The sequence below is a fragment of the Shewanella sp. HL-SH4 genome, from assembly GCF_051164845.1.
Lineage (GTDB): Bacteria > Pseudomonadota > Gammaproteobacteria > Enterobacterales > Shewanellaceae > Shewanella > Shewanella glacialimarina.
Genome location: NZ_CP195037.1, coordinates 1,256,030 through 1,276,676 on the forward strand (window position 1 = coordinate 1,256,030; position 20,647 = coordinate 1,276,676).

Consider the following 20,647-nt stretch of genomic DNA (forward strand, 5'->3'; position numbering starts at 1 on the left):
TATTCCTCAAGCTAACAATTGTTAGGTCTGTTAACTTAAGGAACGGTTTTTTATAATAATTATTATTTTTATCGCTTAACGCTTATTCTGCGCCGCGTTGTTCAAGCATTTCTACAGCAGGAAGCTTTTTGCCTTCTAAAAACTCTAAAAAAGCACCGCCGCCGGTCGAAATGTATGAAACTTTATCTGCAATATTGTATTTATCCACTGCCGCTAAGGTGTCACCACCGCCAGCAATAGAGAAGGCTTTTGAATTTGCAATGGCCTGGGCGATACGCTCAGTGCCTTTACCAAATTGGTCAAACTCAAATACGCCAACAGGACCATTCCACACAATCGTGCCAGCTTGTTCAATAATCTTTGCCAAAGCTTCTGCACTATCTGGACCGATATCAAAAATCATGTCGGTGTCACTCACATCGCTCACAGACTTTAGTGTCGCTTCAGCCGTTGGGCTGAATTGGCTGGCAACAACAACATCTGTAGGGACAGGAATGTCAGCACCGCGACTCTTGGCATTAGCGACTAAACGCTTAGCTTCATCAAGTAAGTCTGCCTCATATAATGATTTGCCAACATTATGACCCGCTGCAGCAATAAAGGTATTGGCAATGCCGCCGCCCACTACGAGTTGATCAACAATACCGGACAAGCTTTCTAGCACAGTTAACTTAGTAGAGACTTTAGAGCCACCAACAATGGCCACTAACGGACGTGCTGGGTTATCCATTGCTTTAGCTAAAGCATCTAACTCTTGGGCCAATAATGGGCCAGCACAAGCGATAGGAGCAAACAGACCAACACCATGGGTTGATGCCTGGGCGCGATGTGCGGTGCCAAAAGCATCCATAACGTACACATCACATAATGCTGCCATTTGCTTCGCGAGTGCTTGATCGTTTTTGCCTTCGCCAACGTTAAAACGCACGTTTTCAAATACAACCACTTCACCCGCTTTAGCGTCAACACCGTTAAGGTAGTCATCAGCTAAACGAACTGGGCAATCCAGTGCGTTAACTAAATAATCGACAACAGGTTGCATCGAAAACTCAGCATTAAATTCGCCTTCAGTTGGACGACCAAGGTGAGACATCACCATCACAGCAGCGCCTTTTTCAAGTGCCAGTTTGATTGTTGGTAATGCAGCACGCAAGCGTGCGTCACTTGTTACAACACCGTCTTTAACGGGTACGTTTAAATCTTCACGAATAAGCACGCGCTTATTTTGCAGATCTAAATCCACCATATTGATAATAGCCATAATTAGCCTTTCCTTATAAATGTAAAAATTAAAAAACAAATCTGTTGTTCACCGCCGATGCATGATCCACGGTTAAAAAATCATTCAAGCACTTTGATTTAGTTATTTAGTTATTTTTAACATAAATCATCAGGATTATTTTTTTGACTGCCTAGCTTGGATCATCGCCAAGCTTGTGTCGAGCATGCGATTAGCAAAACCCCACTCGTTGTCACACCATAAGAGTAATTTTACCAAATGCCCGGCGCTGACACGGGTTTGGGTGCCATCAACAATACTCGACCGCGGGTCATGGTTAAAATCACATGACACTAATGGCTCTTCTGTATATCCCAAAATACCATTAAAACTGCCATTTGAGGCCAAGGCTAACACCTGATTAATTTGGGCGATATCCACTTTCTTCTCAAGAGTAACGGAAAGGTCAATTGCAGTAACATTAATTGTCGGTACGCGTACCGATATAGCCTCAAACATATCTTTCATGTGGGGCAATATACGCTCAATACCGCGTGCTAACTTGGTATCCACTGGAATAATTGACTGACTGGCGGCGCGGGTGCGGCGTAAATCATCATGATATGCATCAATCACTTGCTGGTCATTCATCGCCGAATGGATCGTGGTAATTGCGCCACTTTTAACCGTAAAATGCCTATCTAACACATCGATAACCGGCACAATACAATTGGTTGTACAGGACGCATTGGACACGACTGTATGCTCAGGGCGCAGTAAATCATGATTCACCCCATAGACTATAGTGCCATCAACATCGGGAGAAGAAGGATGAGAAATAAGGACTTGTTTAGCACCTGCTTGAATATGCACTTCACATTCTTGACGATCATTTAAGCTACCCGTCGCTTCATAAACAATATCGATATCCAGTTCAGCCCAAGGTAGTTGACTTGGGTCAGACTGATTAAGCAATAGAATGGCATCATCACCAATAATAAGATGATTGTCTTTTAAGCTGACCTGATGTTTAAAACGACCATGGGTTGTATCGTATTGGGTAAGATGACGAATAGCGTCGGGTTTTGCGAGTTCGTTAATCGCAACTATTTGAATTTGGTCACGCTTCCCTGATTCATATAACGCCCTCAGAATGGAGCGACCAATACGACCATAACCATTTATTGCAACTCGAATCATTCCATTCCCAGCATAAAGAGAGAGATTATTAAGGCAGAAAAATAAAAAACGGCCAACACATAAAGTGTCGGCCGCCATATTATACACAATTAAGCACTTAACATATAAGCGCTAATTTGAGTCAATCGTGGATCATGTTTTTAAGCCAGTGCTTTGACTTTGCTAACCACATTATCAACGGTGAAGCCAAAGTGCTTCAATAAGTCGCCACCCGGTGCTGACTCGCCGAAGGTTGTCATGCCGACAACATCGCCATCAAAGCCAACATACTTATGCCAGAAATCAACGTGAGCCGCTTCAATTGCTACGCGTTTAGTCACAGAGCGAGGTAATACAGACTCTTTGTAAGCTGCATCTTGCTTGTCAAACACATTGGTCGACGGCATAGACACTACGCGTACTTTGATGCCATCGACAGTTAATGCTGCAGCAGAATCGACCGCTAACTGCACTTCTGAACCGGTAGCAATTAAGATAACGTCCGCAGCGCCTTCACAATCAAGCAGCACATAACCACCTTTAGCGACATTGGCTAATTGCTCAGCGCTACGCGCTTGAGCCTTAAGACCTTGACGGCTAAAAATTAAAGACGTTGGCGATTTGCGAGTTTCAATTGCAGACTTCCAAGATACCGCTGTTTCAGCAGCATCACATGGACGCCATACAGTCATGTTAGGTGTCATACGTAAGTTAGCTAATTGCTCAACAGGTTGGTGAGTAGGGCCATCTTCACCTTGACCTATTGAGTCATGGGTATAAACGAAAATGTTCTGGATACCCATTAACGCAGACATACGTACCGCATTACGTGCGTATTCCATAAACATCATGAAAGTTGCGCCGTAATTGATGAAGCCGCCGTGTAATGAGGCGCCATTCATAATGCCGCTCATACCAAACTCACGCACACCGTAATAGATGTAGTTACCGGCTGCATCGTCTTGAATGCCTTTTGAACCTGACCATAGCGTAAGGTTTGAACCCGCTAAGTCAGCACTGCCACCAAGTAACTCAGGTAACATAGCACCAAAGAAACCAATAGTATTTTGTGATGCTTTACGACTTGCAATGCCTTCAGCTTTATCTTGGCATTCTTGAATAAATGCTTGTGCTTTTGCTTCAAAGTCTGCCGGTAAATCACCTTTTAATACACGACGTTCAAACTCAGCCGCTAACGCTGGGTGAGCCACTTTGTATTCAGCAAATTTGTCATTCCATAATGACTCATTAGCCACACCTTTATGCTTAGCATCCCAACCAGCATAAACATCTGATGGAATGTCAAAAGGAGCATGTGGCCAGTTTAAGAATTCGCGAGCCGCTGCAATTTCTGCATCACCTAATGGTGCGCCGTGACAATCATGGCTACCCGATTTATTCGGTGAACCAAAACCAATAATTGTTTTACAACAGATCATTGTAGGCTTATCAGTTACAGACTTAGCTTGTTCAATTGCGGCGCGGATTGCATCAGGATTATGACCGTCAACATCAGCAATAACATGCCAACCGTATGCTTCAAAACGCTTAGGCGTATCGTCAGTAAACCAACCTTCAACGTGACCATCGATAGAAATACCGTTGTCATCCCAGAATGTAATTAGTTTACCTAAACCTAATGTGCCAGCTAATGAACAGGCTTCATGTGAAATGCCTTCCATTAAACAACCGTCGCCTAAGAAACAGTAAGTGAAGTGATCAACGATATCGTGGCCATCACGGTTAAACTGTGCTGCTAAGGTTTTTTCAGCAATCGCCATACCAACGGCATTACTGATACCTGCACCTAATGGACCCGTGGTGGTTTCAACACCAGGGGTATAACCATATTCAGGGTGACCAGGCGTTTTAGAGTGCAACTGACGGAAATTTTTAAGCTCTTCAATTGGAAGCTCATAACCCGAAAGATGTAATAGAGAGTAAATAAGCATTGAGCCATGGCCATTGGATAAAATAAAGCGATCACGGTCAGCCCAGTTAGGGTTGGTTGGATTATGCTTTAGGAAATCATTCCATAATACTTCAGCAATATCTGCCATACCCATTGGTGCGCCTGGGTGTCCAGAATTGGCTTTTTGAACGGCATCCATACTTAACGCACGAATTGCGTTTGCGAGTTCTTTACGAGATGACATGCTCTCTCCTGCTTGTTTAATGAGGTCTAGCGGGCAATTGTGGAGTCATATTTTCCCCTACTAGGCGGCGCGACGCAAATTAATATTTTTCGTGTGTATCAATTCAAACTTCAGATTGGCTAATAAAGCGCAATAATTGCTATAAACCTACCTAATTTAGCAGCTTAAATAGTGGCATTAAGCTTCCATCAAAGCGGACATTATTGGTTCAGGCAATTTATTTATTGGGTTTATATTGTCTAATTATGTATACAGTAACGTTAAAACCTCACGATTAAAATGTCACTTAAACCTTAAATTTCATCACGTTAATTACACAGAATAGCAAACAGCTTATCTTGCTGTTTAACATTTTCATAAAACATTGCACAATTCTACGCTTTAATTCGTATAGTGGGGTGTTATCAAAATCAATTTCGACTAGAATAGACGTCTAGACGTATATAAATTTATATTTTTTATCAGCAAACGATGAGATTTCCGACTATGGCAAAGCACTTGTTCACTTCTGAATCAGTTTCAGAAGGTCATCCAGATAAAATCGCCGATCAGATTTCTGATGCGGTATTAGACGCAATACTTGAGCAAGACCCAAAAGCTCGTGTTGCGTGTGAAACCTATGTCAAAACAGGCATGGTATTAGTGGGTGGCGAAGTGACCACTTCTGCTTGGGTTGATATCGAAGAAATTGCTCGTAAAACAGTGCGTGACATTGGTTATACTCATTCTGATATGGGTTTTGACGCTGATTCCTGTGCAGTTTTGAATGCAATTGGTAAGCAATCTCCTGATATTAACCAAGGTGTTGACCGAAGCGATCCTGCTGAGCAAGGTGCTGGCGACCAAGGATTAATGTTTGGTTATGCGAGTAACGAAACTGATGTGTTAATGCCTGCACCTATTACTTATGCGCACAAATTAGTTAAACGCCAATCAGAAGTACGTAAAGACGGCACCTTACCTTGGTTACGTCCTGATGCAAAAAGCCAAATTACCTTTGCTTATAACGATGGCAAAATTGTCGGTATTGATGCGGTTGTGTTATCAACCCAACATAAAGAAGAAGTTAAACAGGCTGATTTAATTGAAGCTGTGATGGAAACCATCATCAAACCAGTATTGCCTTCACACTGGTTAACTAAAGATACTAAATACTTTATTAACCCTACTGGTCGTTTTGTTATTGGTGGTCCTGTTGGCGATTGTGGTTTAACCGGTCGTAAAATCATCGTAGATACCTATGGCGGCATGGCTCGTCATGGTGGCGGCGCTTTTTCGGGTAAAGATCCTTCAAAAGTTGACCGTAGTGCGGCTTATGCTGCGCGTTATGTGGCTAAAAACATCGTCGCTGCTGGGTTAGCTGATCGCTGTGAGTTACAAGTGTCTTATGCAATTGGTGTTGCAGAGCCGACTTCAATTAGCATTGAAACATTTGGCACAGGTAAAGTATCAGAAGAGCTACTGATCAAGTTAGTGCGTCAACATTTCGAGTTACGTCCATATGGCTTAACTGCAATGTTAGATTTGGCTCGCCCTATCTACCAAAAGACTGCGGCTTATGGCCACTTTGGCCGCAGTGAGTTCCCGTGGGAAGCAACTGATAAAGCTGAAATTTTACGTGCTGATGCAGGTTTCTAACTAAAGACTGATTAGCGTGAATTAAAAAACCGCCATTTAGGCGGTTTTTTATTGTCTGTAATTTTAAACTGACGAACCGTTAAAATTAGACGCTAAAAAAGCTGGGTTCAACAGTGATCAAAATGGGCACTTTCTACACACATAAAACCGATTTGCTGCATAGTCATTACCGGTACCGTGATTGCATTCACGACCACAATATTATTGTCTTGTGCATCGGTGGGATCCATTAAGCTCAATCCCACTTCATATTGATTTATCTTGCCACAATCAATCCAGCAATAATCCATATCACGGCAGTTATCTGCACAGCCATTAACAATATCAACTTGATTATCGGTTAACCCTAACCACTTTACAGCATAACGCGGTGTTGATTGAACCGCGCCCTTGGTGATTAACATTATCTCAGCGGCTTGGTATTTATATTGATGTTGCGCTAGCACAGCGACAACTAATTTGGCGTTATCGAATGCACTCAAACGCAATCCAAGATAAGGCGCAAACAACTCATCAAATTTAGGCGGTATATTCAGCATTTTTATCTCAATAAATCACTCGAACTAACAAGTAAAAATCACGCTGTTGAAAACTAAAGAAATCGACAACTTGCATATCGGCATATTGAGTATGGGCACTGAAGGAACGGCTATTATCTTCAGCAATATAGGCAACTAAATATCTAACCTTGCTGCTCACCGCCTCGGCAATATGATTAACTAAGTGAGCAAAAATGCCTTGGCCACGATACTGTTCAGCTATCCATATTGGTCCATATTGACAACTATTGGTTTGAGTAAGCGCTAATTTAACACCATCACGTTCAATATCTAATTGCGGCAGCTTTTGAATTATTTTTTGGTACAGTGCTTGTTTAGCAAAGAAGTCCCATTTAGCAGCAATAACGTAACCGACAATCTGCTGGTTATCTAGCGCCAGCATGATCCAATGTTGATTGATTAATAAAGTCACTTGCGCAGCCGTTAAAGCCTGCCCTTGAAGACTGGGATCAAACTGGCCTAGCTCAGCATTAACATGGGTGCGTTCTAGCTCGACTAACTGCGAGACATCCGCGAGATTGGCTTTGCGATATAGAATCACTCTTTTTCCTGCGGCTTGTCGGATGGGGAATTTTCAGATTTAGGTGCTTCAGCTTTATCACTTTCAACTGACGGAGGCTTAGCTAAAGCAGTATCTTGTTTTTTAGCCCATTCGATGACTAATGCTACAGGATAGGGCGTCATCATTGTTAAACCTAGGCCAATAAGGCTCGCCACCATCAACATTCCCTGAGCACGCTGGCTAGATTCGGTAAAAATCAGTAAATAGCTGCCCGCAAATAACAGTAATGACCCTAAGTAATGAAGCCCTTTTAACCATTTAATCATATCGATTTCTCACTAATAGGCCGATGACGTGTTATCACTTTGACACAGTATCAAGTAGAATAGCTTCAATTGAAGCAATCCAGGCAAATACAGTAAACATGATAAAGCATTTTTTAGGCGCCGCAGCAGTTATTTTTTCATTAAGCGCATGCCAAAGTTATTCAGATATTGATAACACCACAACACTTGTTGGCCAGTGGCATATTGAATCCGTGCTGTCAGAACCAACTATTGATTACAGTCCTGCAAAATTAGTTTTTTCTGACAACGGTCAGTTAACAGGCAACACTAGTTGTAATCCATTTATGGGCCAATATTCACTTAAAAATGATTTGCTGACGCTTTCACCCGCGGGCTCAACCCGCAAAGCTTGTATCGAAGCACTCATGGTACAAGAACAAAGAGTGATGCAAGCACTACCTTTAGTTTATAGCGCCAAGCTTAATCAAAATAAGTTACGTTTAGTCAATAAAAGCGGCCAAACCATTATGGTGCTAAGCAAATTAAACAAATAGCTTAACCTTCCCAACTTGTGACTAAGTAAACTATTTACTACACTTCACACAGTGCTTTAAATTGAATTTATATTCACAAAAAATGGATTTTTCTTGACTCATGATTCATTTCTATTCAAAATGTAGCGTTTTTTTGAATAACAACTATAAGAAGAAAATACAATATGCCAACCAATAAAAATCAGGATGATCTGGTCAGAACATTTAAAGCAATCTTAAAAGAAGAACGCTTTGGCAGCCAAAGTGAAATCGTTAATGCGCTTCAGGCTGAAGGATTTGGCAATATTAACCAATCTAAAGTATCGCGAATGCTGAGCAAATTTGGCGCAGTAAGAACCCGTAATGCCAAACAAGAAATGGTTTATTGCTTACCTGCTGAATTAGGCGTGCCAACAGCAGGCAGCCCGCTGAAGAATTTGGTACTTGATGTTGACCATAACCAAGCAATGATAGTGGTACGTACCAGCCCTGGTGCCGCCCAGTTAATTGCACGGTTATTAGACTCAATAGGCAAACCTGAGGGTATTCTAGGCACTATTGCCGGTGACGATACTATCTTTATTAGCCCTTCAAGCATCAAAACAATTGATGATACGCTTGAAACGGTTAAGTCTCTGTTTAACTTCACTGAGTAACTGCTTAGTTATACTAAAAAGCAGCTGTTGGCTATCATTGAATCCCGAAATATCAATGCTTGCCACTAAATACCCAATAAAAAAGCAATGCTTTGGCATTGCTTTTTTATTGGGTATTTTTGTTAACAGCGACGGCTAATAATCATTATTAATGACAGCCGCTACTCATCTACCGTAGACATTACTCTTCTTCCCACTGGGTGAGAAAATCCAGTGAAGGTGCAAAAAAAGATGACCCGGTTAATGCTTTAGTAAACAGCATTAAATGGTCATGGTTACCATGCCCATCACCATAAATCATGCTACGTAGCATTTGCTCAAAGTTATCAGGTGTCTTGCAGCTAGAGATAAACATAAGTCCCTGCTCTTTAACTGAGCCGTATGGCATACTTTGACGTAAAATTTCCATAGTATTGCCATCAGCATCTTTTAAATTAACCCGTTTGGTATGGCTGGTTAACGGCTTATCGGCTGATTCATATTCAATATCATCTTGTTTAGTCCGGCCGAAAATATCTTCTTGCTTCTTAACAGGCAAACGTTGCCACTTACTTAAATTGTGAGCAAATTTCTGAACATGGATATAGCTACCTGACTTAAATTCAGGATCTTCCTCTGCCACCAAAGCCACCTGTTGACGATGACGACCTTTAGGATTTTCAGTACCATCAACAAAGCCAGTTAAATCTCGGCTATCCATAAAACGGAAACCGCGCTCCTCATCAACCAGCTCAACCAAATCTTCAAACATTTGGTTAATTTCATTGGCTACCAGGTGCAAAATATCGAAACGATCACAGCGAATATGAACAAATAAATCATATTCGATAGCCGGTGCATCACGATTCCCCTCATTCATTGCTGGGAAAGGTTTTAACAGTGCGGGGCGGGCCTGCGGATAATATGTATCCCAAAAATTAGCCCCAATACCAACAAAGCCATTAAAGGCACTATCAGCATATTGATCTGTTAGCTCATAGATATATTGCGCTACATTAGCAATCGAAGGACGCAGTTTATCTTCAACGCCGTCGTTGGCATTAAACATCAAATAAATACTATGTAAATTACCTTCAGCACATATCCCTAATTGCTCGCGCGGCATAACCTGATTATCCATATTGAAACAAACCACCTAGATTGTTATCGGAAAGAAAGACTTAAACTGAACGATTTAATTCAGTGTTCAATCAATTGAAACTCTTATAATCATCATAAAATAATTTTTCAATAACACAAATCAAAAAATAACCAAGGGGTGCGTTGGTGCAAATAAATTAACTTTTTGCCCTGGCGATAACTGTAACATTTGGCTTTTGACTTCCAAACAATGCTCTTCAACTTTGACCCAATAATGACAAACCGTTCCTAAAAACCTTCTATCTATGATAGTGGCGACGCCATTATCATCAGCAACCAGTTCAACTTGTTGCGGTCTAAGTAATAAGTGCCCTTGATAATCTACAGGATAATTTATAGCCGCACTACTTTGGAGTAAACCAATGGGTGATGATACTTGCTGACTATTTGTTACCTTTATTGGTAAATAATTTCCAGCACCTAAAAACTCAGCAACATAACGGTCTGTAGGGTAAGCATAAAGATCTTCAGCCAAACCGTGTTGAATAATAGCGCCCTGCTTAAATAAAGCTAATTTATCAGCAAATACAAATGCTTCATCTTTACTATGGGTGACAAATACAGCACTGACATTACGTTGCTTCAAAATGCTTCTTATTTCAAGCATCATCTCATTACGTACTTGAGCATCTATGTTAGAAAAAGGTTCATCAAGCAAGAGTAACTGGGGTTCATAGGCCAGCGCGCGTGCAATGGATACACGTTGTTGCTGCCCGCCTGACAACTCATGGGGGTAACGTTGACCTAAGCCGGTTAACTTAACGAGTTCAAGCATTTCATCTAGCCTGGCTTGTCGCGCTGCTTTGTTAAGGCCTTTCACCCCAAATAGAATGTTATCGGCCACATTGAGGTGAGGAAACAAGGCATAATCTTGAAAAATCATCCCTACCCCGCGCTGTTCACTAGGAATAAATATTCCATCACCGGTAAGGGTATTGCCATTGATTTGAATTGTGCCCTGACTAATCGGCTGCAAACCTGCAATAGCGCGAAGCAAGGTGGTTTTACCACAGCCACTGGGACCCAGCAAGGCGACTATTTCACCTTGTTGCAGGGTAAGATTAAGCCCATTTAAAATCACCTGTCCTTGGTAATCACTGGAGACATTTTCGATGGTGAGAGTCGACATATTAGCCAGTATGCTCCAATGAACGGTTAAGATAAATCAACGGAATAAGTCCAACAAATACAATTACAATAGCTGCAAGAGCGCCATGCTCGAGCTTTTCATCAGACACAAATTGGAAGACATAGGTCGCTAGATTTTCAAAGCCAATTGGCCTTAATAATAGCGCTGCAGGCAACTCTTTCATACTTTCAATGAATACCAGTAGCGCACCAGCCAATAAGCCCTTGCGCAATAGTGGCAAATGAACACGCATTAGTAGCTGTTTAGGCTTTTGGCCCATAGTAATACTGGCCATATCTAACGATGGTGATATGCGCTTATAACTACTCTCAAGGCTACCAATTGCTATCGCTAAAAAACGCACCGTGAATGCAAATACAAGCGCAAAAACACTACCCGTAAAAAACAAACCAGGGCCGCGAGCGCCAAACCAGTCATAAATATCATTAACCGCAAAATCTAAATAGGTCAAAGGCACTAGCACACCAATCGCTAAAACTGTGCCAGGTAAGGCGTAACCAGTGCTACTTAAGCGTGATGGTAGGGAGTCCGATTGCCTAGGACTCACTCGACGTACAAACATCAATATTAAAGCTAATAATAAACATATTAAGCTAACGAGTACCGCAATGTACAAACTATTCCAGCTATATTGCCAAAAACGATCATCCCAACTTTGGTCAAAATAATCGATGGCATAAGCGCTCAAAATTATAAAGGGTAGTAAAAATGCAAATAATAATAGTGCACTACAGTATGCCCAAGCTGCAAAAGATTTAATCCCTTTCAGTCGATATCTATCATTGTCACTCAGCGCTGATTGCTTTTGAAATAACTCTTGCTTGCGCCGGGCAAATCGCTCAACGCCAACCACAGTGAAAATCACTAATAACATAATCGCTGACAATTTGGCTGCCGCAGTTAAACTGCCATAGCCCAGCCAAGTGTCATATACCGCCGTGGTTAATGTTGGCACAGCAAAATAGCTTACGGTGGCGTAGTCGGCAGCGGTTTCCATTGCAACCAGTGCCACACCTACCGCCAACGCTGGACGCGACATAGGTAATGCGACCCGCCAAAAGCTGCGCCAAGGGTTAGAGCCCATAATCCGTGATGCATGTAATAAACTAGAAGACTGCTCCATAAAAGCAGTACGAGCCAATAAATAGATATAAGGGAACAGCACTAACGATAACATGATCGCTGCACCACCTAGACTTCGAATAGCAGGAAAATAGTAATCGTGTGGAGAACTCCACTGAAAAAAATCTCTTAGGACACGTTGTACAGGACCTGCATAGTCCAGCATATCAGTATAAACATAGGCGACTATATAGGCTGGCATAGCCAAAGGTAATAGCAATAACCATTGAAAATATCGACGCCCAGGAAACTCACAACGGGCAACAAACCATGCTGCAGGGACGGCAATGACTAGCGAGCCAATACCCACCAGCAGCATAAGCAATAAGCTATTAGCAATATAGGTTGGAAGTACGGTATCAAACAGATGCTTAAAAACGGCTTCATCTGGAAATGTGGCTTGCACTATTAATGCAATAAGCGGCAGTGTGATCACCGCCGCTATTAAGTAACCAGTAAGCGACCAGCTTCTGGATAAACCTAAAATCATAACAACTATCCAGTTAAATCAATACGGTGCAATCCTCGACACCGTATTGAGTGACAATGCAAAAACTGGCGTAATATCAATATTGATATTAAAGGTCGAATTTTACTTCATCAAGTAGCTTCACTGCAGCTTGATGATTTTCAGCCAATTTATAAATAGGAAGTGAATCTGCTTTAAATTCGCCCCATGATGCCACAAGTTTTGATGGCTTCACATCAGCTTTAACCGGATATTCCATGTTAACGTCCGCATAGGCTTGCTGAGCAACATTAGAGGTTAAAAACTCCATTAATTTTATTGCATTATCTTTGCTTGGCGCAAACTTAGCTAGCGCCATACCAGATACGTTGATGTGTGCACCTCTGTTAGCCTGATTAGGGAAGTTTATCTCAACGGCTTCAGCCCAGCTTTTTTGATTCTCGTCCATCATCATATTGCCATAGTAATAACTATTACCAATAGCAACATCACACATTCCCTCTTTAACCGCTAACACTTGGTCGCGATCATTACCCTGGGGTTTGCGCGCTAGGTTAGCTTTGACGCCTGAAAGCCAGGTTTTAGTTTCTGCTTCGCCATGATGTGCGATCATAGAGGCAACCAAAGCGACATTGTATGGGTGCTTACCACTACGAGTACAAATTTTACCTTTGTATTCCGGTTTAGCTAGGTCTTCATAATCGATATCAATCTTGCCGGTGCGCTCTTTTGAAGAATACACATTACGTACGCGCATAGTTAGTGCATACCAATCATTCGTAGGTGAACGATAAACCTCAGGAATATTGCTATTAATCACATCATTATTAACTGGAGAGACAAGATCTTTTTCAACTAATTCCATTAAACGAGAAAAGTCAGAGGTTAATACAACATCAACTGGAGACAAACGGCCTTCACGTTCAATCCGTTCTGCAATACCATCTTTAGCAAATACAACATTGACCTGAATACCAGTACTTTGAGTAAACTGCTCTAGGATAGGTTCAACCAAAAATGCTTGTCGATATGAATATACAGTTAACGCCTCATCCGCCATTGCAGAACTGGCTAAACATGCTAAACCTAAAATCGCAGTGCCTTGTACCATTTTCATTTCCACATTCTCCTTGGTTGATTTAAACTGCCAAAAGCAACTAACAATGATAATAGTTATCAATCGCGACAAGGGTAAATGATCAGCTCAAAAGGAGCAAGCGCATTTTATTAAATTTGTATTGATATTGACTTAGATCTCGCTCAGTACTGCAAGCATATAACACTGTGGCTTATTACCAGTACTTCTCTACTGTTATTTGCCCAGGAGCCCTTCTTAGGTTTTTAGTTAACCCTAATTCTAATAGTGCGGTTTGTGCATCAGAAATCATCCCAGGATTACCACAAATCATCACTTGAGAGTCTTCTGCATTAATCGTTAATGACGCTTTTTGTTGTAACAGACCATTATTAATCGCATCGGGAATGCGACACATTAACGCATCTTCGTAGGATTCACGGGTAACAATAGGAATAAAGTGAAATTGTTGAGAATATTTTGCTTGTAGCTGCTTAATAGATTCTAAATACGCTAAATCCGAGGCTAAGCGTACACCATAGACCAAAACAACTTTTTCAAATCGCTGCCAGGGCTCGTCAGTTAACAACATTGAAATAAAGGGACCAACAGCGGTGCCAGTAGAAATTAACCACAAATGCTTACCTTGCAGTGCACCATGGGGAATTTCATCTAGGGTCATGAATCCGGTCGCCTTGGGTGTCACTTCAATTGTGTCACCGGGGTTAAGTGATTGCAGATCGGGTGACAATTGACCATTTTCAACAGCTACAGCTAATATTTCGACATAATCGCTGCCTGGTGGGTTAACCACTGAATATGCCCGAGCAATACGTTTTTCATCTCGGATTTGGCTTAACTTAATAAACTGCCCTGCGATATAAGGTTCAACAGGCGCTTTAATCTTTAAGGAAAAAAGCTTTTCATTCCAATCAATTCGCTCAATTACTTCACCAGTTACCCACATAACACACCCTTATTCTTTTGCGTCTTTAGTAGAAGGTAACATGTCTAACTTAAACTTAGCTAATCCACTTTGAATATGCTCATAGGTGCTATCCACACCAGCGACAATATCGCCTTGAAGCACTTTCAAACCTGACAATATGGCTTTGGCTTGTCCAAAGCCGTCATCTATCGCCTTAGATATCTTATCCATAAAGCTATTAAGCTGAGTCTCGAAATCATCTTCGGGGTTTTGTTGCTGATATAAGCCAAAAAAACCTGTGGCAAATTGTACTATTCGATCTGCTGTGGCTGTAGGCGAGTAATCAACTTCAACCTCCATTGATTTGGAGGGTTTATTTTCACCCAAGACTAAATCAAGCTCAGCATCTATGGCATCAATGGCACTGCGATATAACAATGCCAGTGATTGATCTCCGGAAGATAACGTCACTTTCTCCTGTGCCGCCAGTATTTGCCCATTCATTAATCGCTTAGTTATTTGACTAACAGACATATTGGCTTGCTTAACCTCTGACTGCACACCCTGATTACTGACGTTATCAACAGCCTGTTTATCTTTCTCTGTATTTTTTGACAATGATGTAAACTGGGTCATATTTCTATTGGGTTTAATTTCCATGAAGCCTGCTCCATTTTTGAAATCTATATCTCTTTATCGACGAATAAAAATTAACCTAAAGTGATATTTTTAAAAATCACCCTTACACTCAACATTAGCATCAGATACTTTATTTAACGGCATAGATTAACGTTTCGATTACTGCATCGAATGAATATTGTTAAGCTTTAGACTATTCATTTAGTTGTTTTGACTAGTCATAAACTCGTTATTTCAGCTAGATTGATCTTATTCTTGATACTCAGTATAAGTTTCAACGGTAGTAGGTAATCTTCAACTATATTGACTAATCAATCTGTTGAGACAAATTTAACTCGCTTAATTTAAGGATAATACATGCAATTGCAACCGTGGATTTTATGGGGGATAGATCTGTTCGCAGGCCTGTTTCTAATGCTATTTTGGGCCGTTATCATTGGTGTAGTGTATATGTACATCGCTGATAAACTTCAGACAAAACAAGCTATTAGGCATAATTATCCCGTTATTGGTCGATTTCGTTATTTATTTGAGAAACAAGGTGAGTTTTTTAGACAATACTTTTTTGCTAACGACCGCGAAGAGTTACCTTTTAATCGCGCTGAACGCAGCTGGGTATATCGAGCAGCAAAAAACGTAGAGCGCACCATTGCTTTTGGCTCTACTCAGCCATTAGATAAACAGGGCAGTATTTTATTTCTCAACTCAGCATTTCCTATCAGTGATCACATTCATGTTGCACCAGCCACAGTAACGGTTGGCGAGCAATGTGATGTGCCCTATACCACAGACAAAATTTGCCACATTTCAGCCATGAGCTTTGGTGCATTATCAAGACCTGCAATAACCGCATTATCCCACGGTGCAGCAAAAGCAGGCTGCTGGTTAAATACTGGTGAAGGGGGATTAAGCCCACATCATCTTAAAGGTAATTGTGACTTAGTATTTCAAATTGGCACCGCAAAATATGGCGTACGTAATGCAGAAGGTCACCTTGATAACGAAAAATTGAAACAAGTAGCAGCTAACCCACAAGTTAAAATGTTTGAAATTAAACTCAGCCAAGGTGCTAAACCAGGTAAAGGCGGTATACTTCCAGGCCTAAAAGTCACTGAAGAAATAGCTAATATTAGGGGGATTCCCATTGGAGAGGACTCTATCAGCCCTAACGGTCATATTGAAATTACCTGCGTAGCAGATATTTTAGACATGGTTGCCCAAGTGAGAAATGCAACAGGGAAACCAACTGGTATCAAAGCGGTTATAGGCGATATCACCTGGATTGAAGATATGTGTGAAGAAATTGCTCTAAGGGGGTTTGAGCATGCACCAGACTTTTTCACCTTAGACAGCGCAGATGGTGGAACAGGTGCCGCGCCTCAAGCTCTAATGGACAATGTTGGCTTACCACTGCGAGAAAGCCTGCCAAGGTTAGTCGACTTACTTATTCAAAAAGGGCTACGTCAGCGGATAAAAATTATTGCGACTGGAAAGTTAGTCATGCCATCTTATGTTGCATGGGCACTCGCTACAGGTGCAGATTTTATCGCATCAGCCAGAGGTAACATGTTTGCGTTGGGCTGTATTCAATCACTACAATGCAATAAAGATACTTGTCCGACAGGTATCACCACCCACGATAAGCGATTGCAGCGAGGACTCGACCCCAAAGATAAATCGACTCGTGTAGCCAACTACAATCATTTCTTACATTATGATTTAACAATGATAGCTCACTCCTGCGGTGTTAACGATGCGAGACAATTGACGCGAAAACATGCACACATTGTAATTTCTAGTGGTGTTTCCGTTTCTCTAGATAAACATTATAAGCATCTGATTAATTAAGCTATTCGAATACAGTCCCAAAGTATTACTTTAAAGCTTTTTGATTATCAGTTAGACTAGAAGGTGATGCATAGATCACATTACAGAGGTAAAGTGTAAGATGCATCACCTATAGTGACTAGCTGATAGTGACTAGCTGATAGCGACTACCAGATAGTGACTAAAAGTCGATAAAAATGCTTTAAAGGATACAATCTTGAATTTAAAGAACGTTCAAACTGCAATGAAAGGAAAAACAGCAAGTTACAGCTGTAAAAATTGCGATCGTCTGACTGAAATTGAAGGCGAGATGGTGTGTTTTGAACAAGGTAAAATTATTAGGCTTGTTCCATTAACAGAGCCCGATACCTTAATAAAACTGGTTTGTATTGGTTGGCAAAAAAAATAGCTCTATTGATAACTCCTAAGCACTATTGGTAACTACTAAATATTTCAGCACTCACTCTCCAACTAAAGCCTTAAGTCGAGCTTCTCTAAATACAAACCTATATCAGCAAATCCTTATTTTCAGATTGCTTAATAATTTTCTTGTCCATTTCATTAATAGACTGCTTCGCTAATGTTACCCCACGTGTTGTCACTCTTAATCCTGCACACAATTCATTATAAACACGGTTAATTTCATCATCTGATAATTCACGCGCTTTTAACATAGCAACAATAGCAAACCAATCTGTACTCACTTGGTGTTGAGTACCTTCTAAGGCTGCGATTAAAAGAATATTCTGCATCAGCCACCTCCATATGTTATTAGCGTTTTAACACTAGCATTTTAACACTAGCATTTAAAAAAAAGCACTTGAGACATGCTGTCAAACCATCCAAATCTAGTGTGCGGCTTTTTAATAAACAAACCATAATCCTGGTAAATAGTTGAGTTAATTATACTCAAACACTATTAATAAACACTAGTTATACCTAGTTTCTTGCAACAGGTTAACAATTCAACTTAACCTCACTCGGGTTGTCAAATACGTTCAATTTGCTAAACCTAACACGTTTAACCTATTTCATAGCAAACTTGTTAATTGTTTTGAACACAAGGCACATTATCACCTAAATAGCTGGTTTTCCGTAAGTTAATACAACGCAAAAACAAATGTAAGCCAATGATTAATACCGTTTACATAATGGAAAGAGGCTGTTTAAGTTTGTTCATTCTGAATAGTCCATAAGTGTGCATACAAGCCTTTGTTGTTGATCAATTCCGCGTGGGTGCCTGTTTCAACTATTTGCCCTTTGCTTAATACGACTATCATATCAGCATCGATAATTGTTGATAAACGATGTGCTACCACTAGACTTGTATGTCCTTTAGCTGCATCACGTAGAGCGTTTAAAATGGCTTTTTCAGAGCGGCTATCCAAAGATGATGTTGCTTCATCGAATACTAAAAAGGGCGCAGATTTTAATACTGCGCGTGCAATAGAGACCCGTTGTTTTTCCCCACCAGATAACTTTAATCCACGCTCACCAACTTTGGTTTGCCATTGCTTAGGGAGCACATTAATAAACTCACTCAAATGAGCGAGTTCAGCGGCTTGCTCTATTTCAACTTGGGTTGCATTGGGTCTACCGTAGCGAATATTTTCAAATAAAGAATCATTAAATAACACTGTATCTTGGGGAACAATCGCAATAGCGCGCCTTAATGCTTGTTGAGTCATATCGCGAATATCAACATCATTTATGGTAATACGGCCATTATTAACATCGTAAAAGCGGAACAGTAATTTAATCAAGGTCGATTTACCGGCCCCACTGTCACCAACCACAGCCACTTTTTTACCTAAAGGAACTTCAAAACTAACATTATTTAATATTTGCCTTTCATCATATTGAAAACTGACATTCTCAAACTTAATCTTACCTAGCTCTGGGGGTTGATCACTGGCGTGCTCCCTATCAACTACGGTAGGTTGTTTATCCAAAATATCAAACATACGTTCAATATTGGCCAGTGCACCTCTGATCTCTCTGTAAACAAAGCCTAAAAAATTAAGTGGAATAAATAGCTGCATCATAAAGGCATTAATCAGTACAAAATCACCAATTGTCATGGTTTTTTCAGTCACCTCGACAGCAGCAAGCCACATCATGGCTGTCATCGCAATCGCTATAATCGACGCCTGTCCAGCATTTAGGGCAAATAATGATAAACGGTTGTTTCGCTTTGCCACTTCCCATTCAGAAAGAGCAGAGTCATAACGCGCGGCCTCATGGGCTTCATTATTGAAATATTTAACTGTTTCATAATTCAATAAACTATCAATAGCACGGGTGTTAGATAAAGAATCTGCCCTAGCGGCTTCTCGTACAAATTCAGTACGCCACTCAGTCGCCATAACCGAATAGCCAATATAAGCCACTACAGAAACAAGTGTTATTAACGCAAAGCTAATCCCATATTGGGAGAAAAAAATACCAATCACTAAGGTGATTTCCAGCAAGGTCGGTACAATATTAAATACCATAAAACGCATTAAAAAGCTTACACCGCTTGTACCGCGTTCAATATCCCTGGATAAACCACCGGTTCTACGATCTAAATGAAAATCTAAATCTAATCGATGCAAATGTTCAAATACAGCCAAACCTAATCGCCGCATGGCTCTTTCTGTTACTCGGCCGAAAAGCGTGTCACGAATTTCACCGATCACCACGTTGAGGAATCTGATTGCACCATATGCGAGCACTAATGCGATTGGAGCGGCGACAATGACATTTGCAGCTGAAGTATTACTATCAAGCGTATCGACTAACTCTTTTAAAATAAACGGTAAACCCACGCTGGCCAACTTCGCCACAACCAAGCAGGTCATAGCTAAAAAAATACGCCCCTTAAATTCTAATAAATAAGGCCAAAGCATACCTAATACTGTCCAATTAAGTTTCCCTACAGGTCCTTCAAAATAAGCGGATGGCCGCATAAATAGCTCCAATTAATCAAGGGCGATAAATATTGAGATAGAGACGATTTCCTCTGTGGGCATGGTAACACCGCACTCACAGCAATGATGTTAACAAATGCAAAATTCGTCATATAAGAATAATCTGCATAATTTAAAATATTCAGAAACAATCTCAAACGAAAGCAGCATGACACTATTAAATCGATTAAAGCAGTACTTTTAACCTACTAAATTAAATTAAAGCACTCCAAAAATACTAGTTAATTGAAAATAAATTGCCTTTTAGCGGTTTTTGACTCGAATAAGAGTTATTTCTAAGATCAGAATTTGTTACTCTTTAACCGTACTAGGTTACCCAAAAGAATTAGCACCATAAGCTAATGGCGTAATCGTTAATTGAATATGATTGGTAGGAAGCTTTATGCTAGACAGTGAGAATATAAAATACCCTCCACTACAGTTAATTCAAACATGGGTTTGGATGATGATAGAGTCAAATAACCCTGAATTACAAGACAAAGGGCGTAACAATCTCATTTTAGCATTTGGAACACTTGCCAAAGCAAATGAGTATTTGACACAAAGCATTAAAAAATAAGGCGCGTAAGGCGCCATATTTATTAAGCCTTAAATT

At 40.7% G+C, this 20,647-nt stretch carries 20 protein-coding genes; 6 read left to right on the plus strand and 14 right to left on the minus strand.

Annotated features, from left to right (window positions below; genetic code table 11):
• Positions 1 to 82: 82 nt before the first annotated feature.
• From ACRWQL_RS06420 to tkt, 3 genes are all read right to left on the minus strand, one after another.
• Positions 83 to 1,261 carry a phosphoglycerate kinase gene (locus ACRWQL_RS06420; protein ID WP_434928392.1) on the minus strand — a complete coding sequence of 393 codons (1,179 nt, stop codon included), beginning with the start codon at positions 1,259 to 1,261 and terminating at the stop codon, positions 83 to 85.
• A 135-nt stretch (positions 1,262 to 1,396) separates the two neighbouring features.
• A complete protein-coding gene (gene epd, locus ACRWQL_RS06425) occupies positions 1,397 to 2,419 on the minus strand; it encodes an erythrose-4-phosphate dehydrogenase (protein WP_434928391.1) in 1,023 nt (340 codons plus the stop codon).
• A gap of 140 nt (positions 2,420 to 2,559) precedes the next feature.
• Positions 2,560 to 4,554: a transketolase gene (gene tkt, locus ACRWQL_RS06430; protein ID WP_434952809.1), complete on the minus strand. Its 1,995-nt coding sequence runs from the start codon at positions 4,552 to 4,554 to the stop codon at positions 2,560 to 2,562.
• Positions 4,555 to 5,040: 486 nt separating this feature from the next.
• Here tkt and metK point away from each other — a divergent pair, with 486 nt between their 5' ends.
• Positions 5,041 to 6,192 (plus strand): methionine adenosyltransferase, encoded by a 1,152-nt coding sequence (metK, locus tag ACRWQL_RS06435; protein ID WP_434952810.1) that lies wholly within the window; start codon positions 5,041 to 5,043, stop codon positions 6,190 to 6,192.
• A gap of 107 nt (positions 6,193 to 6,299) precedes the next feature.
• On the opposite strand, the gene ACRWQL_RS06440 is transcribed toward metK, so the two are convergent.
• Genes ACRWQL_RS06440 through ACRWQL_RS06450 form a run of 3 tightly spaced genes read right to left on the minus strand, consistent with a single transcriptional unit; the run spans position 6,300 to position 7,580 of the window.
• Positions 6,300 to 6,731, minus strand: a complete 432-nt coding sequence (locus ACRWQL_RS06440) for a hypothetical protein (protein WP_434952811.1) — start codon at positions 6,729 to 6,731, stop codon at positions 6,300 to 6,302.
• Between the two features lie 7 nt (positions 6,732 to 6,738).
• Positions 6,739 to 7,293 (minus strand): GNAT family N-acetyltransferase, encoded by a 555-nt coding sequence (locus ACRWQL_RS06445; RefSeq protein ID WP_434928387.1) that lies wholly within the window; start codon positions 7,291 to 7,293, stop codon positions 6,739 to 6,741.
• On the minus strand, positions 7,290 to 7,580 hold the full coding sequence (locus tag ACRWQL_RS06450; RefSeq protein WP_434940074.1) for a hypothetical protein: 291 nt from the start codon (positions 7,578 to 7,580) through the stop codon (positions 7,290 to 7,292). Before ACRWQL_RS06450 ends, ACRWQL_RS06445 begins: the two co-directional genes overlap by 4 nt.
• 98 nt (positions 7,581 to 7,678) lie before the next feature.
• On the opposite strand from ACRWQL_RS06450, the gene ACRWQL_RS06455 reads away from it, so the two are divergent.
• Both ACRWQL_RS06455 and argR read left to right on the plus strand, forming a co-directional pair.
• Positions 7,679 to 8,095 carry an META domain-containing protein gene (locus tag ACRWQL_RS06455; protein ID WP_434928385.1) on the plus strand — a complete coding sequence of 139 codons (417 nt, stop codon included), beginning with the start codon at positions 7,679 to 7,681 and terminating at the stop codon, positions 8,093 to 8,095.
• 164 nt (positions 8,096 to 8,259) lie between these two features.
• Positions 8,260 to 8,730, plus strand: coding sequence for a transcriptional regulator ArgR (gene argR, locus ACRWQL_RS06460; RefSeq protein WP_226410943.1), 471 nt, complete (start codon positions 8,260 to 8,262; stop codon positions 8,728 to 8,730).
• Positions 8,731 to 8,911: 181 nt separating this feature from the next.
• Here the strand turns inward: argR and ACRWQL_RS06465 are convergent, their stop codons facing one another.
• From ACRWQL_RS06465 to ACRWQL_RS06490, 6 genes are all read right to left on the minus strand, one after another.
• Positions 8,912 to 9,850, minus strand: coding sequence for a Dyp-type peroxidase (locus tag ACRWQL_RS06465; RefSeq protein WP_434928384.1), 939 nt, complete (start codon positions 9,848 to 9,850; stop codon positions 8,912 to 8,914).
• A 120-nt stretch (positions 9,851 to 9,970) separates the two neighbouring features.
• Positions 9,971 to 10,999 carry an ABC transporter ATP-binding protein gene (locus ACRWQL_RS06470; RefSeq protein WP_434952812.1) on the minus strand — a complete coding sequence of 343 codons (1,029 nt, stop codon included), beginning with the start codon at positions 10,997 to 10,999 and terminating at the stop codon, positions 9,971 to 9,973.
• A 1-nt stretch (position 11,000) separates the two neighbouring features.
• Entirely contained in the window at positions 11,001 to 12,632 is a 1,632-nt protein-coding gene (locus ACRWQL_RS06475) for an ABC transporter permease (protein ID WP_434952813.1), read from the minus strand.
• A gap of 88 nt (positions 12,633 to 12,720) precedes the next feature.
• Complete coding sequence (locus ACRWQL_RS06480) at positions 12,721 to 13,728, minus strand: Fe(3+) ABC transporter substrate-binding protein (protein WP_434952814.1); 1,008 nt, start codon at positions 13,726 to 13,728, stop codon at positions 12,721 to 12,723.
• A 175-nt stretch (positions 13,729 to 13,903) separates the two neighbouring features.
• Complete coding sequence (locus ACRWQL_RS06485) at positions 13,904 to 14,653, minus strand: ferredoxin--NADP reductase (protein WP_226410948.1); 750 nt, start codon at positions 14,651 to 14,653, stop codon at positions 13,904 to 13,906.
• Between the two features lie 9 nt (positions 14,654 to 14,662).
• A complete protein-coding gene (locus tag ACRWQL_RS06490; protein ID WP_434952815.1) occupies positions 14,663 to 15,274 on the minus strand; it encodes a DUF5610 domain-containing protein in 612 nt (203 codons plus the stop codon).
• A 336-nt stretch (positions 15,275 to 15,610) separates the two neighbouring features.
• On the opposite strand from ACRWQL_RS06490, the gene ACRWQL_RS06495 reads away from it, so the two are divergent.
• The gene (locus ACRWQL_RS06495; protein WP_434940062.1) at positions 15,611 to 17,101 is read left to right on the plus strand and encodes an FMN-binding glutamate synthase family protein; all 1,491 of its coding nucleotides are present in this window, start codon (positions 15,611 to 15,613) and stop codon (positions 17,099 to 17,101) included.
• Positions 17,102 to 17,297: 196 nt separating this feature from the next.
• Positions 17,298 to 17,489, plus strand: a complete 192-nt coding sequence (locus ACRWQL_RS06500; RefSeq protein ID WP_434953469.1) for a hypothetical protein — start codon at positions 17,298 to 17,300, stop codon at positions 17,487 to 17,489.
• A gap of 97 nt (positions 17,490 to 17,586) precedes the next feature.
• On the opposite strand, the gene ACRWQL_RS06505 is transcribed toward ACRWQL_RS06500, so the two are convergent.
• The gene (locus ACRWQL_RS06505) at positions 17,587 to 17,832 is read right to left on the minus strand and encodes a hypothetical protein (RefSeq protein ID WP_226410952.1); all 246 of its coding nucleotides are present in this window, start codon (positions 17,830 to 17,832) and stop codon (positions 17,587 to 17,589) included.
• A 414-nt stretch (positions 17,833 to 18,246) separates the two neighbouring features.
• A complete protein-coding gene (locus tag ACRWQL_RS06510) occupies positions 18,247 to 20,031 on the minus strand; it encodes an ABCB family ABC transporter ATP-binding protein/permease (protein ID WP_434952816.1) in 1,785 nt (594 codons plus the stop codon).
• A gap of 403 nt (positions 20,032 to 20,434) precedes the next feature.
• Between ACRWQL_RS06510 and ACRWQL_RS06515 the strand changes: the two genes are divergently transcribed.
• The gene (locus tag ACRWQL_RS06515; RefSeq protein WP_434928376.1) at positions 20,435 to 20,611 is read left to right on the plus strand and encodes a hypothetical protein; all 177 of its coding nucleotides are present in this window, start codon (positions 20,435 to 20,437) and stop codon (positions 20,609 to 20,611) included.
• Positions 20,612 to 20,647 lie beyond the last annotated feature (36 nt).

Bases quoted from the DNA above. Each gene is read 5' to 3' on its own strand.
- ACRWQL_RS06420 (WP_434928392.1), bottom strand. From the start codon at position 1,261: ATGGCTATTATCAATATGGTGGATTTAGATCTGCAAAATAAGCGCGTG.
- epd (WP_434928391.1), bottom strand. From the start codon at position 2,419: ATGATTCGAGTTGCAATAAATGGTTATGGTCGTATTGGTCGCTCCATT.
- tkt (WP_434952809.1), bottom strand. From the start codon at position 4,554: ATGTCATCTCGTAAAGAACTCGCAAACGCAATTCGTGCGTTAAGTATG.
- metK (WP_434952810.1), top strand. From the start codon at position 5,041: ATGGCAAAGCACTTGTTCACTTCTGAATCAGTTTCAGAAGGTCATCCA.
- ACRWQL_RS06440 (WP_434952811.1), bottom strand. From the start codon at position 6,731: ATGCTGAATATACCGCCTAAATTTGATGAGTTGTTTGCGCCTTATCTT.
- ACRWQL_RS06450 (WP_434940074.1), bottom strand. From the start codon at position 7,580: ATGATTAAATGGTTAAAAGGGCTTCATTACTTAGGGTCATTACTGTTA.
- ACRWQL_RS06455 (WP_434928385.1), top strand. From the start codon at position 7,679: ATGATAAAGCATTTTTTAGGCGCCGCAGCAGTTATTTTTTCATTAAGC.
- argR (WP_226410943.1), top strand. From the start codon at position 8,260: ATGCCAACCAATAAAAATCAGGATGATCTGGTCAGAACATTTAAAGCA.
- ACRWQL_RS06465 (WP_434928384.1), bottom strand. From the start codon at position 9,850: ATGGATAATCAGGTTATGCCGCGCGAGCAATTAGGGATATGTGCTGAA.
- ACRWQL_RS06470 (WP_434952812.1), bottom strand. From the start codon at position 10,999: ATGTCGACTCTCACCATCGAAAATGTCTCCAGTGATTACCAAGGACAG.
- ACRWQL_RS06475 (WP_434952813.1), bottom strand. From the start codon at position 12,632: ATGATTTTAGGTTTATCCAGAAGCTGGTCGCTTACTGGTTACTTAATA.
- ACRWQL_RS06480 (WP_434952814.1), bottom strand. From the start codon at position 13,728: ATGAAAATGGTACAAGGCACTGCGATTTTAGGTTTAGCATGTTTAGCC.
- ACRWQL_RS06485 (WP_226410948.1), bottom strand. From the start codon at position 14,653: ATGTGGGTAACTGGTGAAGTAATTGAGCGAATTGATTGGAATGAAAAG.
- ACRWQL_RS06490 (WP_434952815.1), bottom strand. From the start codon at position 15,274: ATGGAAATTAAACCCAATAGAAATATGACCCAGTTTACATCATTGTCA.
- ACRWQL_RS06495 (WP_434940062.1), top strand. From the start codon at position 15,611: ATGCAATTGCAACCGTGGATTTTATGGGGGATAGATCTGTTCGCAGGC.
- ACRWQL_RS06505 (WP_226410952.1), bottom strand. From the start codon at position 17,832: ATGCAGAATATTCTTTTAATCGCAGCCTTAGAAGGTACTCAACACCAA.
- ACRWQL_RS06510 (WP_434952816.1), bottom strand. From the start codon at position 20,031: ATGCGGCCATCCGCTTATTTTGAAGGACCTGTAGGGAAACTTAATTGG.
- ACRWQL_RS06515 (WP_434928376.1), top strand. From the start codon at position 20,435: ATGCTAGACAGTGAGAATATAAAATACCCTCCACTACAGTTAATTCAA.